The organism is Ruegeria sp. HKCCD8929 (genome assembly GCF_013031405.1).
Classification (GTDB): Bacteria; Pseudomonadota; Alphaproteobacteria; order Rhodobacterales; family Rhodobacteraceae; genus Ruegeria.
In genome coordinates this window covers 99,508-115,790 of record NZ_WPZY01000004.1, presented here as the reverse complement: position 1 = coordinate 115,790, position 16,283 = coordinate 99,508, and the positions used below count along the sequence as shown (strand labels likewise).

The window sequence follows — 16,283 nt, the reverse complement described above, 5'->3', positions numbered from 1 at the left end:
TGTCAAGGAAGAGGATGCGCCCGATACCACCGGTGATGTTCTGACCGGTCTCGCGGATGCAGCACCGGAAGAGGCCGAGGACGAGGATGCGGTTGGCGACGCCCTGTCCTCGCTGCCCGAAGCGGATGAGGCGGAAGAGGATGATACAACCGGCGACGTTCTGAGCGGCCTTGCCGACGCGGCCCCCAAGGAGGTGCAGGAAGACAGTTCGGTCAGTGATGCGTTGTCGTCCCTGCCCGAAGCCGTTGAGACCGACGAACCTGATGTCACCGATGACGTGCTGACCGGGCTTGCGGATGCCGAACCCGAAGACGTGCCCGAGGATAGCGCAGTAGATGATGCGCTTTCGTCCCTGCCGGAGGCCGAAGAGGTCGAAGCGGATGATGAGACGCCGGAGGTGCTCGACGCCCTTGCCGATACGGCGCCTGCTGAGGCGGAAGAGGACGATACGCTGGACGATCTGCTCGGCGAGTTGGCCGAGGCTGCGCCTGAAGATGAGGGAGAAGATACGGCTGCGGATGAGGCGCTGGCCTCACTGCCGGAAGTTGACGAGACCGAAGAGGAGGATCAGTCCGACGATATTCTGGGTGACCTAGCGGAGGCAGAGCCGGTTGAGGTCGAAGACGACTCCGTATCCGATGCTCTGTCCAGCTTGCCCGAGGCCGACGAAGTTGAGGCGGTTGATGAGACACCGGAGGTGTTGGATGCCCTTGCAGACGCGGCGCCTGCCGAAGCGGAAGAAGACGATGCGCTGGATGATCTGCTAGGCGAGTTGGCCGAGGCTGCGCCTGAAGATGAGGCAGAAGACACCGCTGCGGATGACGCTCTGGCGTCTTTGCCGGAAGCCGAGGACGTCGAGGAGGACGATGCATCTAACGATATTCTCGGCGATCTGGCGGATGTTGAGCTCGACGAAACCGAAGACACGACCGCAGACGCCCTTGCCTCGCTGCCTGAGGCGACAGAAGACGAAGGTGAGGATGATCTTGATGCAATGCTGGCGGATCTGGGCGAAGACGAGGCCGAGTCCGCGGGTGAAGCAGCAGATGAGCTGGATACGCTGGTTGATGATTTGGGCTCGGACGAGAGCGCAACCGAGGACGACGGGGATGATCTGGATGCCTTGCTGACGGCGGATGATGCGGACGACGATGACGGTGATCTGGATGACTTGTCAGCGGATCTCGATTCTGCGGATACCGGTGAGGATGCCGCCTCCGAGGACACAGGCGACCTGGACGACATGATGGCCGACCTTGGTGAAACGGAGGCATCGGACGAGGCTGAGGATGATCTGGACGGGTTGTTGGACGACCTCGAAAGTGCGGAGGAAACTGAGGAAGAAGACCAACCCGACGAAGGCGACCTGGACGGCCTTCTGGGTGATTTGGATACAGCCGAGGCGTCGTCGGAAAGTGACCTAGATGACCTTTTGGGTGACCTGGATACGGCGGATGAACCTGAGGATGCTGAGAGCGATCTGGACGATCTGCTCGGTGATCTGGATGCCACGAGTGATGACGACGACGTTCTGGCGGCAGAGACAGATGAACCCGAGGATGCCGGAGACGATCTCGATGCCTTGTTAGGGGATCTTGAGGACGCCCACGACGGAACTGAAGAAGAAGCCGGCGAGGATCTCGACGATCTGTTGGCTGACCTCGATACCGAGGAGGAGGCAGAAGACGAGGCTGACTCTGATAGCGATCTGGGTGACCTATTGGGTGATCTGGATACCGCTGACGACGACGCGGACACCGATCTGGACGATTTGCTTGCCGATCTGGATGGTCCTGAGGAAGAGGATGATCTGGACGCGCTGCTGGGCGATCTGGAAGGGCTGGGTGAGGAGGTCGAGAGTGCCGAGGAACCGGCGGATGATGCCGATCTTGATGCGCTGCTGGCTGATCTCGGCGAAGAGGATGATGAGGGCAGCAATGACGACCTCGATGCCTTGCTGGCCGATCTGGGCGAGGACGAGGATGAAAGCGATGCGCTGGGCGATCTCGATGATCTGCTGGCCGATCTCGATGCCGCCGATGTCGGTGATGCGGATGAGGGCGCCGAAGATGCGGGAGATGATGGCGATCTCGATGCGTTGCTCGCCGATCTCGGGGAAGAGGATGGCGATGGTGGCGATGACGATCTCGACGCGCTTCTGGCCGATCTGGAAAGCGATGAACCCGCGGATTTGGACGATCTGCTGAGCGATCTGGGAGATGAGGACGATGACGGCGGCGATCTTGATGCGCTGCTAGCCGATCTCGACGAAGAAACGGAAGCAGCCGCCCCGGCCGCGGCGGAGGGAGCCGAGATGAGCGATGAACCCTCGCTGGCCTTTGGCCAGATGAGCGCCGACCGGCCCGAGCCTGAAAGGCTGCAGCGCAAGCGATTCCGCATCGCGATCTTCGGCGATTTCTCGGGCCGCTCGGCCAAGGGACAGATCGAACCCGGCGACGCGCTGGCCGCGCGCAAGCCGATCCTTCTGGACCCGGACACGGTCGAGGATGTGATCGAGAGCTTTGCCACCACGCTGGTGCTGCCCATCGGCAAGGACGGCGCGGGGATCGAAGTCAAGCTGGGCGAGTTGGACGATCTGCATCCGGACGAGCTTTTTGAAAAGGTTGAGTTGTTCGAAGGTCTGGCAGGCCTCAAGAGCCAGTTGAGCGCCGGGGCGACTGCCGAGAACGCCTCGAAACAGCTGATTGCCTGGGGCGAGGAATTCGGGCGCGCGGTGGTGCCGCCTCGGCGCAGTTCGGGCGGCAACACGGTGCGGGCCGATCTGAAGCTGAGCGATTTCCAGAAGCTGATCGGCGATACCGGCGGTGCGCTGGCGCAGGCTTCGCAGGTGGACGATCTGCTGAAACGGGTGGTCGGGCCGCATATCAAGCAGCTGCCCAGCCCCGACGTGGCCGCGATGCAGGGTGCCGTAGACGAAGCGTTGAGCGCGGCAATGCGGCTAGTGCTGCATCACCCCGAGTTCCAGTCGGTCGAGGCGCAGTGGCGCAGCCTCGACCTGATCGCACGCAGCGTCGAAACCGACGATACGCTGGATGTGATGCTCTATGACGTGTCGGCCGAGGAGATTGCCGCCGATCTGGCCGCCGAAGAGGACCTGGCCAAGACCGGGCTGGTGCGCCTGCTGACCGAGGAACCGCTGGATGAGGAAAACGGGCGCGGCGGCTATTCGGCGCTGATCGGGCTGTATACGTTTGAGGAAACGCCACCGCATGCCGAGATCCTGGGCCGGATCGGGCGGGTTGCCGCGCATGTGGATGCGCCGTTCTTCAGCGCCATCACGCCTGCCTATCTGGAAACCAAGAAAGAGGATCGCCACCCGCTGGTGGCGCAGGCCTGGGATACGCTGCGCACGATGCCCGAGGCAGGGCATCTGGGGCTGGCCTCGCCCCGGTTCCTGCTGCGCCGACCCTACGGCGCCAAGACCGAGCCGATCTATGAGTTCGAGTTCGAGGAGTTTACCGAGACCGAGGGCCTCAAGGGCATGCTCTGGGCAAATCCGGCGGTGCTTGTGACGATCCTGCTGGCACGGTCGTTCAAGCAGAACGGCAAGGCGATGAACCTGGGCTCGGTTATGTCTTTGGGCGAGATGCCCTATCATTATGTCAACGACCGCTATGGCGACCAGGTGGCGCTGCCCTGCACCGAGCGCAACATCACCATGGACAAGCACGAGCATTCGGTTCAGCGCGGTTATATGCCGGTTCTGTCGGTCAAGGGGCGGGACGAAATCCGGCTGGGTTCGTTCAACTCGGTTGCCGGGCGCGAGATTCTGGGGCCGTGGAGCGGCGTGCCGGTGCCCGAGCCATCGCCGCCCGATGTGCCGGTTGCGGCGCCGGATGATGACGATGTGTCGGACGACGATATGGATTTCGACACCGATATGGACACCGATCTCGATTCCGAACTGGACGATCTGGCCTCAGGGTTGGATACAGATGTAGGGGACGATGACGATGTAAATCTGGATGATCTTCTTGCCGGTTTCTCGGATGATGATGACGAGGGCGAAGAAGATGACGAAGAAATGGATGAGGAACTTGCCGCGCTGCTGGCGGATCTCTGATCCCGCGGCGGGCTTGAAGTAGAAGGTGGAGAGGATACGGAATGGCTGCGGATAAAATGCACGAAAAGTCGCCGATCTGGATGACCGGCAGCTATTCGGTGAAGAAAGAGGATATGGTGATCCGGCGGGCCATCGTCAAAGAGGGGATGGGCGAGCTGACCGAGATGTCGGTCGAGTTTTTGTCGCAGAACACCAAGCTCAAGCTTGAGGATTTGCTGGGCCAAACCCTGACCGTCCACCTGAGTACTGCCGAGGATAACGAGCGTAAGTTCACCGGCACCATAATTTCCGTCGAGAAACTGGCGTTGCGCGATGGCTATGTGCATTTGCTGGCCGAACTGCGCCCCTGGATGTGGCTGCTGACCCGCACCCGCAACAGCCGCATTTTCCAGGACCTGTCTGCCGTGCAGATCATCGATAAAGTTCTCGGCGATGCCGGGTTTTCAGACTACAAGAAGCGGCTGAGCGGGACCTACGCCGCCCGCGAATACTGCGTGCAATACCGTGAGACCGATTTCGACTTCATCAGCCGCCTGATGCAGGAAGAAGGTATCTATTACTACTTCAACCACTCAGATTCCGGCCCCAAGAACGAAGAGCTGGTGATCTCGGACGGGCGCGGCAGCCACGATAAGCTGCCCGAGGAATCCAAGCTGACCTTTTACGCCGGAGACGACTCCAAGCAGAAGCTGGACGATCATGTCTCGGAGTGGGGTTCGGGTGAGTCGCTGACGTCTTCGATGATGTCATTGCGCGATTTCGACTTTGAAAAACCCACTGCTGAGACCGAGGTGCGGGAAAAGACCACGCTGAAACCCAAGCACAAGCACAAGTCTCTCGAGGTCTACGACTATCCCCGCCATTACCGGGCCGACACCGCGCTGGGCAAGAAACGCGCGCAGGTTCTTATGGAGGCCGAAGAGACCCGGTTCCAGATGCTGCGCGGCAAGGGCACCGTGCGGACGCTGCAGACCGGCGGGGTGTTCTCGCTGGAGGGTCGGGACGAATTCAAGGGGCAGGAGTATCTGATCACAAGCTGCACCTACTATCTGCAGACGACCTCGGGCTTTTCCTTTGTGAAGAAAGAGACCGATCTGGACGTGGGCGCGCTGGATTTTCCGGAGGAGAACAAGGACCTGTTCCTGGCCGAGTTCTTCGTCTGCCCGTCCAAGACGCAGTTCCGCTCCCCACTGACTACGCAGTGGCCGGAAATCTCGGGCCTGCACACTGCGATCGTGACCGGCAAATCGGGAGAGGAGATCTGGACCGACAAGCATGGCCGCATCAAGGTGCAGTTCCACTGGGACCGGGAAGGCAAGAAGGACGAGAACACAACCTGCTGGGTGCGTGTTGTTACACCCTGGTCGGGCAAGCAATGGGGTATGGTCAGCATCCCGCGCATCGGACAGGAGGTGGTGATCCAGTTCGAAGAGGGCGATCCTGACCGGCCGATCTGCACCGGCATGCTCTACAATGCCGAAACGATGCCACCCTACGAGTTGCCCGCGAACCAGACGCAGTCCGGGATCAAGACCAATTCGTCCAAGGGCGGCGGTGGCTTCAACGAGCTGATGTTCGAGGACAAGAAAGACGAGGAACTGGTCCGGTTCCAGGCGCAGAAAGACCATGAACGGTTGGTCAAGGACCGGGTGGTGGAAACCATCGGTCTGGATGCCTCCGCGGTGAAGGTCACTGCGGGGGATGAGAAAAGCTATACTCTGAACGTCAAACAGAACGTCACCGAGACGATTCAGGATGGCGATCACACATTCACCATCTCAACCGGCAGTCAGACGGTGGCCATCAAGACGGACCAGACCGAGACCATCGAGGGTAAGTCGGACCGTACCGTGACCGGCAACAACACCGAGACCATCAAACAGGGCAACCAGGTGGAATCGGTCGATACCGGCAACAAGACCACCACGGTCAAGATGGGCAACATCACCGTCAAGGCCAGCGCCGGCAAGATTACGATGGAGGCCATGCAGTCCATCGAACTCAAGGTGGGGCCGTCCTCGGTCAAGCTCGACCCGTCCGGGGTGACGATCAAGGGTCTGCAGATCAATGTTCAGGGCACCGCCATGGCAGAAGTCAAAAGCCCGCTGACCACGGTAAGCGGCGATGGGCTTCTGACGCTCAAGGGCGGCATGACGATGATCAACTGAGGGGCCTGAAGCATGAGCAAACGATTTGAGAACATGACGAAGATCCCGCAGGAGCCCGCAGCGCGGCTGTTGTCGGAAGCCAATACCAAACTGGCCACCAAGCTGGAGGCGCCCGCCAGCGCGATGCCCGACGCGGTTCTGGCCGAACTGGACGAAAAGGGTGAAATCGTCGATATGCTGCGCCTGATGTCAGTGCTGCTGCCGTCTCGGGAACGGGTGTGGTGGGCCTGTCTTGCTGCGCGCGATTTCATTGGTCCCGCACCTGAAAACAACACCGCCGCGCTGGCCGCAGCCGAGGCTTGGGTATTCAAACCTTCGGATGAAAACCGCGAAAAGGCGTCGATTGCCATCGATCAGGCGGATATGGATGACGAAACCGCAAAATGTGCCATGAGTGCGCTTTACGCCGACGGCAAGCTGGGCGTAGGTGATCTGGAACACCAGCCCGCGCCGCCCGGCGCATCAGAGGTTATGGCTTTTGCAGTGAATATTATTGCATTGGGCGAGCATGAAGGCGATTTTGAGGGCTATGCGCAGATGCTGATCGACCGCGCAGTGAATATCGCCCGGGGCGGCAATGGCAGTGCGGTGGCCGAAGCCGCCGCCGAGGGCTGAGAAGACAGGAGGAATCGCCGTCTATGACGGTCAACTTGAAATTCCAATCCACCGGCGTTGTTCCGGGCGACGGGCGCCCGGTAGCGATGCAGGGGGGCTCTCTGACTGTTGGGCGCGGCCCGGCCAACGACCTCGTACTGCCTGATCCTGACCGAACGCTCAGCAAGAACCACTTCGTGATCGAGGATCACAACGGCAATGTGGTGATCGTGGATCTGTCGACCAACGGCACTTTTCTGAACTACTCAAAAATCCCGTTGGGGCGCACGCCCACGCCGCTGAATAACGGCGACGTTCTGATCGCGGGCGGATATGAGATGGTGGTCGAGATCGGCGCCGATCTTCCCACATTCGAGGAGATGATTCCTCAGCCCGCCCAGCAGGGCGGTGTTTCGCACGGGCAGGCACAGAACGCGCCCGACCCGCTGGCGCTGTTGGACGACGCGGCGCCGGGTGGGGATTTCCTCGATGACCTGCTGGGCGGAGATGCACCCAAAGGCCCCGGTCAGATCGACATTCCGGACCCGATGGACGAGTTGTTACCGCCCATGGAAGACGACGATCCGTTCTTTGCCAAGCCCAATGACGGGCGTGAGGGCGAAGGCGCCAGCGATCCGATGCACAACCCGTCGGTGAGCGATGCCTTTGCGGCACCTTCGGGTAGCGGCGGTGCCGTGATCCCCGAGGATTGGGATGACGACCTGCTCGCACCCGGTGGCGGGGATGAGAGCGATCCGTTTGCCGAGCCGGAGCCACCTGCGGCCAAAACGGTCTCACCGCCGCCAGTCAAGCCAACGCCCGGCGGTCAGGTGGAAGCTCCGCTGCCAGAACCGACCCCAGAGCCTGAAGAGGCGCCGAAAGCCGACGCGCCGGCTCCGGCTACCGCAGGTGGCGACCAATCGGCGGCACGCGCGCTGCTGGAGGCGCTGGAGGTTGACGATCTGCGCATCGAAGATGCCGATCTGCCCGCCACGATGGGCCGGATGGGCCGGGTGCTGCGCGCCATGATCACCGGTCTGCGCGAGATCCTGATGACGCGCACCTCGATCAAGTCCGAGTTCCGTATCGACCAGACCATGATCAGTGCGGGCGGGAACAACCCGCTGAAGTTCTCGATCAGCCCGGAACAGGCCATCGAGGCGCTGGTGAAGCCCCGGGTCAAGGGGTATCTGGGGGCGGAAGAGGCCACCGAACAGGCGCTCAAGGACATCAAGGCGCACGAGGTGGCGATGGTCACCGGCATGGAAGCGGCTTTGAAAGGCGTGCTGGCAAGGCTCGACCCCGAGGTGCTGGCGGGCAAGATCGAAGGCTCTGGCAAGCTCGGTTCGCTCTTCAAGGGCAAGAAAGCGCAGTATTGGGAAGTCTACGAAAAGATGTACGCGGAAATCTCGGATCAGGCGGAAAACGATTTCCACGACCTGTTCAGCCGGGAATTCGCGCGGGCCTACAAGGAACAGCTGGAAAAGCTGAAATAAAGTCCCCGACGGGGCGCGGATAAGAAGGGAGGACAGCTATTGTCCTGGGACAGCAAGGTGCTTTGGACCGAAGGGTTGTTTCTGCAGCCCCATCACTTCCAGCAGGCCGACCGGTATTCCGAGGCGCTGGTTGCGGGGCTTGCCCGGCGGGTGACGCCCTATGCCTGGGGTGTCAGCGCGCTTGAGATCGACGATGAGGTGCTGAAGGTCGGGCAGTTCGCGCTGAAATCCTGCGCCGGGCTGACACCGGACGGGCAGGTGTTCCGGGTGCCGCAATCCGACGATCATCCACCCGCGATGGAAGTGCCCGAGACGATCAAGGACTGTGTGGTCTACCTGACGGTACCGCAGCGGCGGCAGGGAGCATCCGAGGTGGATTTGTCGGGCGCTGAACAATCGGTCAGCCGTCTGCGCCCCGCCGAGCTGGAAATCACCGATGTGATGAGCCAGCAGAAAAAGCCGGTGACGATGGGTGTCGGCAAGCTGCGCCTGCAATTCGCGCTTGAGGTGGACGATCTGGCCGACAAGCTGGCCATTCCGATCGCCCGCATCATCGAGGTACGCCCGGACAAGGAAATCATTCTGGACCGGGGCTTTATCCCTTCGGCGCTGGATGTGCGTTCTGCCCCGGCGCTGGCCGGGTTCATGAACGAGCTTGAGGGGATGCTGTCGCACCGGATGCAGGCGCTGGCCGGGCGGCTGAGTGAAGGTGGTCCCGCCAAGGGCGCGGCGGAGATTTCGGACTTCCTGCTGCTGATGGTGATCAACCGCAATCTGCCGGTGGTCCGCCACTTCGCCAATATCGAGAATGTTCATCCCGAACATGCCTACCGGGTCTGCGCCTCTCTCGCGGGCGAGCTGGCAACCTTCATGAGCACCGAGAAAGAGGCGCCGCAATTCCCTGCCTATCAACATGACGGTCTGACAACGTCATTCGCTCCCGTGATCCGCACGCTGCGGCAATACCTCAGCTCGGTTCTGGAACAGACGGCTGTCTCGATCCCGCTGGAGGCGCGCAAATACGGCATCAGCGTTGGCGTGATCGCGGATCGCAAGCTGATCGGCAATGCAGGGTTCGTCCTGGCCGTCAGCGCCGATATCCCGGCCGAGGATGTGCGGCGCCATTTCGCGGGACAGACCAAGACCGGCCCGGTTGAGGAAATCCGCCAGCTGGTGAACTCGGCCCTGCCGGGGATCACGCTGCGCCCGCTGCCCGTGGCGCCGCGGCAAATCCCCTATCACGCCGGTGTGGTCTATTTCGAACTCGACGCCGACAGTCCATATTGGGGCAAGATGACCACGTCGGGCGGGATCGCAGTGCATGTCTCGGGGCAGTATCCGGGGCTTAAGATGGAGCTTTGGGCGATCCGCAATCAGTGAGGCGCGCCCGAAAGTGATCGAAAGCTGCGTTGAAACAATTTGATAGGGCACTCCGTGTAGGTCACACTGTGACACGGATGCTCTGAAGGAACAGGTGCTTGGCCATGTCCGACAATGATCCTTTTGCCGAACCGGACGATACCGACAAGACGGTGATCCGACCCAATCCGGGCGGCCGCCGTTCTGCGGGCGCAGCACAGCAGGCGCCTGCCCCGGGCTACCCCGATCCGGCCTTTGCACCCGGCGCACCGCAACAGCAGCCCTATGCACCGCAACCGGCCCCCGGAGGTGACGCCGCCTATGGTGTGCCGTCGGCCCAACAGACTGCGCCGCAGGGGCAATCCTCGTCCGAGGATGACGCGGTGGTGATGACCGGGATGAACCGGCTGAATGCCTGCGCCACGCCACTGTTCTCGCTGATCAGCCGTATCCGAAACCGCGCCCAGCACATGGACCCCGACAAGCTGCGCCAAAGCGTGGTGGCCGAGGTGCGCGCCTTTGAAAACTCGGCCTTGCAGGCGGGCATCCCCGCGCAGACCGTCAAGGTAGCGCGTTATGCGCTGTGTGCGACGCTGGACGATGTAGTGCTGAACACGCCGTGGGGCGGACAGTCGAGCTGGTCCATGCAGTCGCTGGTCGGCACGTTCCACCGCGAGACGGTGGGCGGCGACCGCTTCTATGACCTGTTGGCGCGGCTTGAGAAGGAACCGGGCAACAATATCGAGTTGCTGGAATTCGTCTACATGTGCCTGTCGCTGGGGTTCGAGGGGCGGTTGCGTGTCGAACAGGGCGGCGCCGACAAGCATCTGCAGATCCGTCTGGGTCTGGCACGGATCATCCGGGGTCAACGCGGCGCGGTCGAGCGCGACCTGGCACCTCATTGGGAAGGGGTGGACAAACCCTATCGCGCGCTCAGCGCCTGGCGTCCGGTCTGGATTGCGCTGGGCGTCACCGCGTTGCTGGTGGTGATGGAATTCACGGGCCTCTCCTACGCGCTTTCGACCAAGACCGAGAACCTGGTGGGCCAGCTTTCCGTGATTGACGCCGGACCGGTTGCCGAATTGCAGCGCCGCGCACCGCCACCGCCGCCCCCGCCGCAGCAGCCCGAACAGGCGCAGGTGGAAAAGGTGGTGGAGTTCCTGCAGCCCGAAATCGACGAGGGGCTGGTCGAGGTGTTCCAGAAGGGCAACACGCTGATCATCCGGCTCAAGGGTTCGGGCATGTTCGGCTCGGGCTCGGACAAGTTGCAGGATAAGTTCCTGGAACCGGTGCGCCGCGTCGCCGTGGCCCTGAATGACGAACCCGGCTCGGTGATCATTGCCGGGCATTCGGATAACGTGCCGATCCGCTCGGCCCGGTTCCCGTCCAATCTGGCGCTGTCGCTGGCGCGGGCGAAATCGGTGATGAAACAGATGGCCGGGTCGATGAGCGATCCCGCACGGCTGACCGCCGAGGGCCGCGCCGACAGTGAGCCCATCGCCGATAACTCGACCCGTGAGGGCCGCGCCGCCAACCGTCGTATCGAAGTCTTGCTGGTTCAGGAGCAGAGCTGATGTTTTTACGCCGCTTCGTCTTTCCGCTCTTCCGCTCGATCTATTTCGTGCTGTTCTTCACCGCCGCGGTGCTGTCCGGTTGCCTGTTCTACTTCGGTCCGCTGATCGGGTCGGATGAATGGCGCCCTCTGGAAAGCCTGTCCTCGCGCCTGATCTGGTGTGGCGGCATCTTCACCTTCTTCCTGTTGATCATGCTGATCATCTTTATCGTTCGCCGCCGGCGCGAGAAGAAGCTGACCGAAGAGATCACTGAATCCGTCGACGACGGCGGCGACATGATCGACAGCGAGATTACCGAGCTGCGCGACAAGCTGAAAACCGCGATGGCCGCACTGCGCAAATCCAAGAACGGGCGGCGGCACCTGAATGAACTGCCGTGGTACGTGATGATCGGCCCACCCGGCGCGGGCAAGACCACCGCCATCATCAATTCCGGCCTGAACTTCCCGCTGGCCGGAGAGCTGGGCAAATCCGCCGTCGGCGGGGTGGGGGGCACCCGCAACTGTGACTGGTGGTTTACCGAAAACGCCGTCCTGATCGACACCGCCGGGCGTTACACCACACAGGAAAGCGATGCCGAGGTCGATAACGCCGCCTGGATCGGGTTTCTGAGCCTGCTCAAGAAGTACCGCAAGCGGCAGCCGATCAACGGCGCGATGATCGCCATCTCGCTCTCGGATCTGTCCTTGCAGGACGAGATCACCCAGAAAGAGCACGCCAAGGCCGTGCGCCGCCGTCTGGAAGAGCTGCGCGAGAAGCTGGGCGTGCGATTCCCGGTCTATATTCTGTTCACCAAGGCGGATCTGATCGCGGGCTTTGCCGAATTCCACGACAATCTGGGCAAAGAGGATCGCGAACAGGTCTGGGGCTTTACCCTGCCGCTGGACAAGGCCAAGGCGGAACAGTCGCCGGTGGCTTCGTTCGATGAGGAGTTCGCGCATCTGCTGGGCCGTCTGAACTCGCAATCGCTGGAACGGATGCAGACCGAGACCGACCCGCAGCGCCGGGCGCTGATTGCCGGGTTCCCGGTGCAGGTGGCATCCGTCCGCAAGGTCGCGCGTGAGTTCCTGACCGAGGTGTTTCAGGAGAGCCGGTTCCAGCACCGCCACATGCTGCGCGGGGTCTATTTCACGTCCGGCACACAAGAGGGCACGCCGATCGACCGGCTGATGCTGGGTATGGCGCGCACCTTCGGGATCGGGCGTCAGGCCATCGGCACGGGCCAGGGTTCTGGCCGGTCCTATTTCCTGACCCGTCTGTTTGAGCAGGTGATTTTCCGCGAGGCCGGTCTGGTCAGTGCCGACGACAAGGTCGAGCGGCGCTACAAGATCACCAAATGGGCCTCGATTGCCGCCACCGTCGTGGCGGCAGCAACCGTCGGTGCGCTGCTGGTGCGCAGTTTCCTGGGCAATTCCGACCTGATCGCCGAGGCGCAGGATGGCGTGTCGGCCTATCAGGCCGCCGCCGCCACCCTGCCGCCCAGCCCGGTGGGGGATACCGATCTGGTGCCGGTGGTGCAGGCGCTGAACAACCTGCGCGACTTGCCCGCCAACCCGGCGCTGAACGACCCCGAGCCTGAGCGGCGCCTGACCTATGGCCTGTATCAGGGCGAAATCATCGGCACCCAGGCCGCACAGACCTACCGCGCCGCGCTGAACCAGCGCTTCCTGCCGCGCCTGCTGTTGCGGCTGGAAGAGCAGATGAGCGCCAATATCAACAACTCGGACGTGCTCTATGAGGCGCTCAAGGTATATCTGATGCTGGGCCTGCAAGGGCCGATGAACAAGGATCTGGTCAAGGAATGGATGAATATCGACTGGACGGTGTCGTTCCAGGGCCCGTCCCGCGAACAGTTCCGCGCCGATCTGAACGACCATCTGAACGCGCTACTGGATCAGCCTATGCAAGAGGTCGCCCTGAACGGCCCGATGGTCGAGCGGATTCAGGGGATCCTGTCCGAACTGCCGCTCGCGCAGCGGGTCTATAACGGCATCATCTCCAGCCCCGCCGCAACGGCCCTGCCCGAGTGGCGCCTGACCGAGGTTGGTGGCCCGGCGGTGACCCGGGTTCTGGTACGTTCGTCCGGCAAACCTCTCAATCAGGGGATCGAAGGGATCTTCACCTATAAGGGCTTCAACGATGTCTTCCTGGGTGAGGCGGTGGGTGTCGCCAAACGGGTGCAACGCGAAAGCTGGGTGCTGGGCCCGCGCGGAGAAGCCGAGCAGACCGAGCTGGCGCTTGCCGCGCTCAGCCGCGATGTGCTGGACCTCTACTACAATGACTATATCGCCCGCTATGACTCAATGCTGGGGGATGTCGACATCATTCCGATGGAGTCGCTTAGCCATGCGGTCGAGGTGACGAATGTGCTGTCCGGGCCGACCTCGCCCATCGTCAACATTCTGACCGCAATTTCGGACGAGACCAAGCTGACCGAGGACCGGTCGCTGATCGGAGGCAATGAGGAGCTGAACCAAGGTCTGTCGACCGTGGCGGGGATCGAGTTGCAGACCAATACCTCGGTCCAGACCCGCATCCTGCTTGAAGCTCTGGCCGCGACGGCCACCGCGCAGGGCGGTCCGCCGCCCGCGCCGCCGGGCACCTATGTCGAAGAACGGTTCAGCTGGCTGCATCAGCTTGTGGACCGGCCCGAGGGCCAGCCGTCGCAGCTCGACAATCTGATGGGCTCGCTGACCGAGGTCTATCAGGAGCTGAACAAGATGTCGTTCAGCGGTGTGTCGGGGGGCGAGACCGGGCAGGCGCTGCAGCGTTTCCAGCAGGAGGCCGCACGCATCCCGGGGCCGATGGAGCGGTGGTCGACGCAAATCATTACCGGCTCGTCCGGCATCACCAGCGACAGCACCCGCGCCTCGATCAACGCGCTGTGGCAGGCCAACGTGCTGCCGTTCTGCACACAGGCGCTGGATAACCGCTATCCGTTCAACCGCCGCGCGCGGGCGGATGTGGCCATGGCCGATTTCGCGCGGCTGTTCGGGCCGACCGGGCTGATCGACACGTTCTTCAACGACCATCTGGTCAAGCATGTGGACATCCGCACAAGGCCTTGGTCGTGGAAGACCGGCGTGAACCAGACCGATCTGGGTATCAGCCCGGCGGTACTGCAGCAGTTGCAGTATGCCGCCGAGATCAAGGAGGCGTTCTTTGCCACCGGGCCGCAGCCCTCGATCCAGTTCCAGATCATGCCCGAGGCACTGGATCCCAAGGCCAAGGCCGTGAAGCTGGAAATCGACGGCCAGACGCTGGATTTCGCGCATCGGGGCGGGCTGCCCTCACCGATGGCGATCACCTGGCCCGGACAAATCGGGCTGGCGCGGGTCAGCTTCACGCCCACCAAGAAGACCATCGAGAACATCCTGTCCAAGGACGGCCCCTGGGCCTGGTTCCGCCTACTGGACGCGGCCGAGGTGCGGCGTACCAACGTGTCGGACCGCAAAAAGGTGATCTTCAACATCGGTGGGCGGATCGCAATCTTCCAGCTGCAGTCGGGTTCGGTGATCAACCCGTTCGCACTGCCGGCGCTGCAAAAGTTTTCCTGCCCGAAGTCGTTCTAATGGGGCAAGCAGGCTTTGGCGCGTTCGGCAAGATGCCTTCGGTCGGAGATTTTTTCCGGCTGGGGGTAAGCCCGGCCTTTGTCCAGCCGTGGGATGAGTGGATTCAGCGGTCCATGCTGGACGCGGCTGAGGCGCTGGGTACGGCATGGGACAGCCACTACATGTCGACGCCGATCTGGCGGTTTTGCCTGTCGCCGGGTCTGGCCGGGCCGCAAAAGATGCTGGGTGTGCTTATGCCGTCGGTCGACCGGGTTGGGCGGCGCTTTCCGCTGACGCTGGCGGCACCCCTGACCACCGAGGGGTCCGCCCTGCTGACCCATTTCCGCGAGACCGAACTCTATTCCCGGCTCGAAGATCTGGCACTGGCGTCGCTTGAGGATGACATGACTCGCGACCGGCTGACCGAAGCGCTAGGGGACTTGCCCGTCCCGCAGCATCGTCCTGCGGCGGCTGTACGCTCGAACAGTGGCACCATGGTGCTGACCCAGGGCGAGGGGATGGGCGATGTGCTGCCCGACCTTGCTGCGGGGCTGATGGCCGGGTCCTACCGTGCGCCCAGCATATGGAGTATGGAAATCGGCGGCGTGCCCCGCCTGATGGTTTGCGAAGGTTTACCGGCGGGACCAAACGTGCAAGGCTTGTTCAACCTACACGCCGCAATCTGGACCGAGGCCAGGCCCATATGAATTCAAGCCATCGGGTACGTTACAGCGCCCGCACTCATGTCGGACTGAAGCGCAAGGTCAACGAGGATGCGGTGCTTGCCCTGCCTGATGAAAGCCTGTGGCTCGTCGCGGACGGGATGGGTGGACATGCCGCTGGCGACTATGCCAGCCGTCTCGTGGCTGACATGGCGGCCTCGATCCCGCCGGGCATGGCGCCTGCCGACCGGCTGAGTGCTCTGCGCGACGCGATCCAGCGGGCACATGGGGTGATCCGTGTCGAGGCCGAAGCGCGCGGCGGCAACACCATCGGCACCACTGTGGCCTGCCTGTTGCTGGCCAACAGCCATTTCGTCGGGCTTTGGGCCGGAGACAGCCGCATCTACCTGCTACGGGATGGTGAAATCCAGATGCTGACCACCGACCATTCCTTTGTGGCCGATCTGGTCTTGGCCGGTGAGATGACGTGGGATGAGGCGGAACAGCATCCTCAATCCAACGCCATCACCCGCGCCGTCGGCGTCGGCGATGTTCTGGACCTGGACAAGATCCGGGGCGAGCTGCAGCCCGGTGACCGGTTCCTGATCTGCTCGGATGGCCTCAGCAAATACGCGACATTCGGCATGCTGCAAAAAGCGCTGTCGGAAATGCCGATCGAGACGGTCGCCGACAGGTTGATCCAGATCGCTTTGGACGGTGGCGGAGCAGACAATGTGACCGTTGTGGTCGTGGACATTCTCTGATCACGGCCCGACGCCCTGTCGCAACAGATTG

At 62.3% G+C, this 16,283-nt stretch carries 9 protein-coding genes; all 9 read left to right on the top strand.

The features are described from left to right. The first annotated feature begins 994 nt into the window (after positions 1 to 994). The 9 genes from GOX53_RS30285 (at position 995) to GOX53_RS07675 (ending at position 16,252) form a co-directional block, all read left to right on the top strand. A complete protein-coding gene (locus tag GOX53_RS30285) occupies positions 995 to 4,084 on the top strand; it encodes a type VI secretion system contractile sheath domain-containing protein (RefSeq protein WP_371810271.1) in 3,090 nt (1,029 codons plus the stop codon). Between the two features lie 41 nt (positions 4,085 to 4,125). Next, entirely contained in the window at positions 4,126 to 6,252 is a 2,127-nt protein-coding gene (locus GOX53_RS07710) for a type VI secretion system Vgr family protein (protein WP_171175036.1), read from the top strand. Positions 6,253 to 6,264: 12 nt separating this feature from the next. Further along, on the top strand, positions 6,265 to 6,867 hold the full coding sequence (locus GOX53_RS07705) for a hypothetical protein (protein WP_171175034.1): 603 nt from the start codon (positions 6,265 to 6,267) through the stop codon (positions 6,865 to 6,867). Between the two features lie 23 nt (positions 6,868 to 6,890). Next, a complete protein-coding gene (tagH, locus tag GOX53_RS07700; protein WP_171175032.1) occupies positions 6,891 to 8,342 on the top strand; it encodes a type VI secretion system-associated FHA domain protein TagH in 1,452 nt (483 codons plus the stop codon). Positions 8,343 to 8,381: 39 nt separating this feature from the next. Further along, a complete protein-coding gene (tssK, locus tag GOX53_RS07695) occupies positions 8,382 to 9,722 on the top strand; it encodes a type VI secretion system baseplate subunit TssK (protein WP_171175030.1) in 1,341 nt (446 codons plus the stop codon). Between the two features lie 104 nt (positions 9,723 to 9,826). After that, positions 9,827 to 11,275, top strand: coding sequence for a type VI secretion system protein TssL, long form (gene tssL / locus GOX53_RS07690; protein ID WP_171175028.1), 1,449 nt, complete (start codon positions 9,827 to 9,829; stop codon positions 11,273 to 11,275). Then, complete coding sequence (tssM, locus tag GOX53_RS07685; protein WP_171175026.1) at positions 11,275 to 14,847, top strand: type VI secretion system membrane subunit TssM; 3,573 nt, start codon at positions 11,275 to 11,277, stop codon at positions 14,845 to 14,847. Before tssL ends, tssM begins: the two co-directional genes overlap by 1 nt. Further along, positions 14,847 to 15,533, top strand: a complete 687-nt coding sequence (gene tagF, locus GOX53_RS07680; protein WP_171175024.1) for a type VI secretion system-associated protein TagF — start codon at positions 14,847 to 14,849, stop codon at positions 15,531 to 15,533. The genes tssM and tagF overlap by 1 nt, the downstream gene beginning before the upstream one ends. Beyond that, entirely contained in the window at positions 15,530 to 16,252 is a 723-nt protein-coding gene (locus tag GOX53_RS07675) for a PP2C family serine/threonine-protein phosphatase (RefSeq protein ID WP_171175023.1), read from the top strand. Before tagF ends, GOX53_RS07675 begins: the two co-directional genes overlap by 4 nt. The last annotated feature ends 31 nt before the right edge of the window (positions 16,253 to 16,283 follow it).

Bases quoted from the DNA above. Each gene is read 5' to 3' on its own strand.
- tssM (WP_171175026.1), top strand. From the start codon at position 11,275: ATGTTTTTACGCCGCTTCGTCTTTCCGCTCTTCCGCTCGATCTATTTC.
- tagF (WP_171175024.1), top strand. From the start codon at position 14,847: ATGGGGCAAGCAGGCTTTGGCGCGTTCGGCAAGATGCCTTCGGTCGGA.
- GOX53_RS07705 (WP_171175034.1), top strand. From the start codon at position 6,265: ATGAGCAAACGATTTGAGAACATGACGAAGATCCCGCAGGAGCCCGCA.
- tagH (WP_171175032.1), top strand. From the start codon at position 6,891: ATGACGGTCAACTTGAAATTCCAATCCACCGGCGTTGTTCCGGGCGAC.
- tssL (WP_171175028.1), top strand. From the start codon at position 9,827: ATGTCCGACAATGATCCTTTTGCCGAACCGGACGATACCGACAAGACG.
- GOX53_RS07675 (WP_171175023.1), top strand. From the start codon at position 15,530: ATGAATTCAAGCCATCGGGTACGTTACAGCGCCCGCACTCATGTCGGA.
- GOX53_RS30285 (WP_371810271.1), top strand. From the start codon at position 995: ATGCTGGCGGATCTGGGCGAAGACGAGGCCGAGTCCGCGGGTGAAGCA.
- GOX53_RS07710 (WP_171175036.1), top strand. From the start codon at position 4,126: ATGGCTGCGGATAAAATGCACGAAAAGTCGCCGATCTGGATGACCGGC.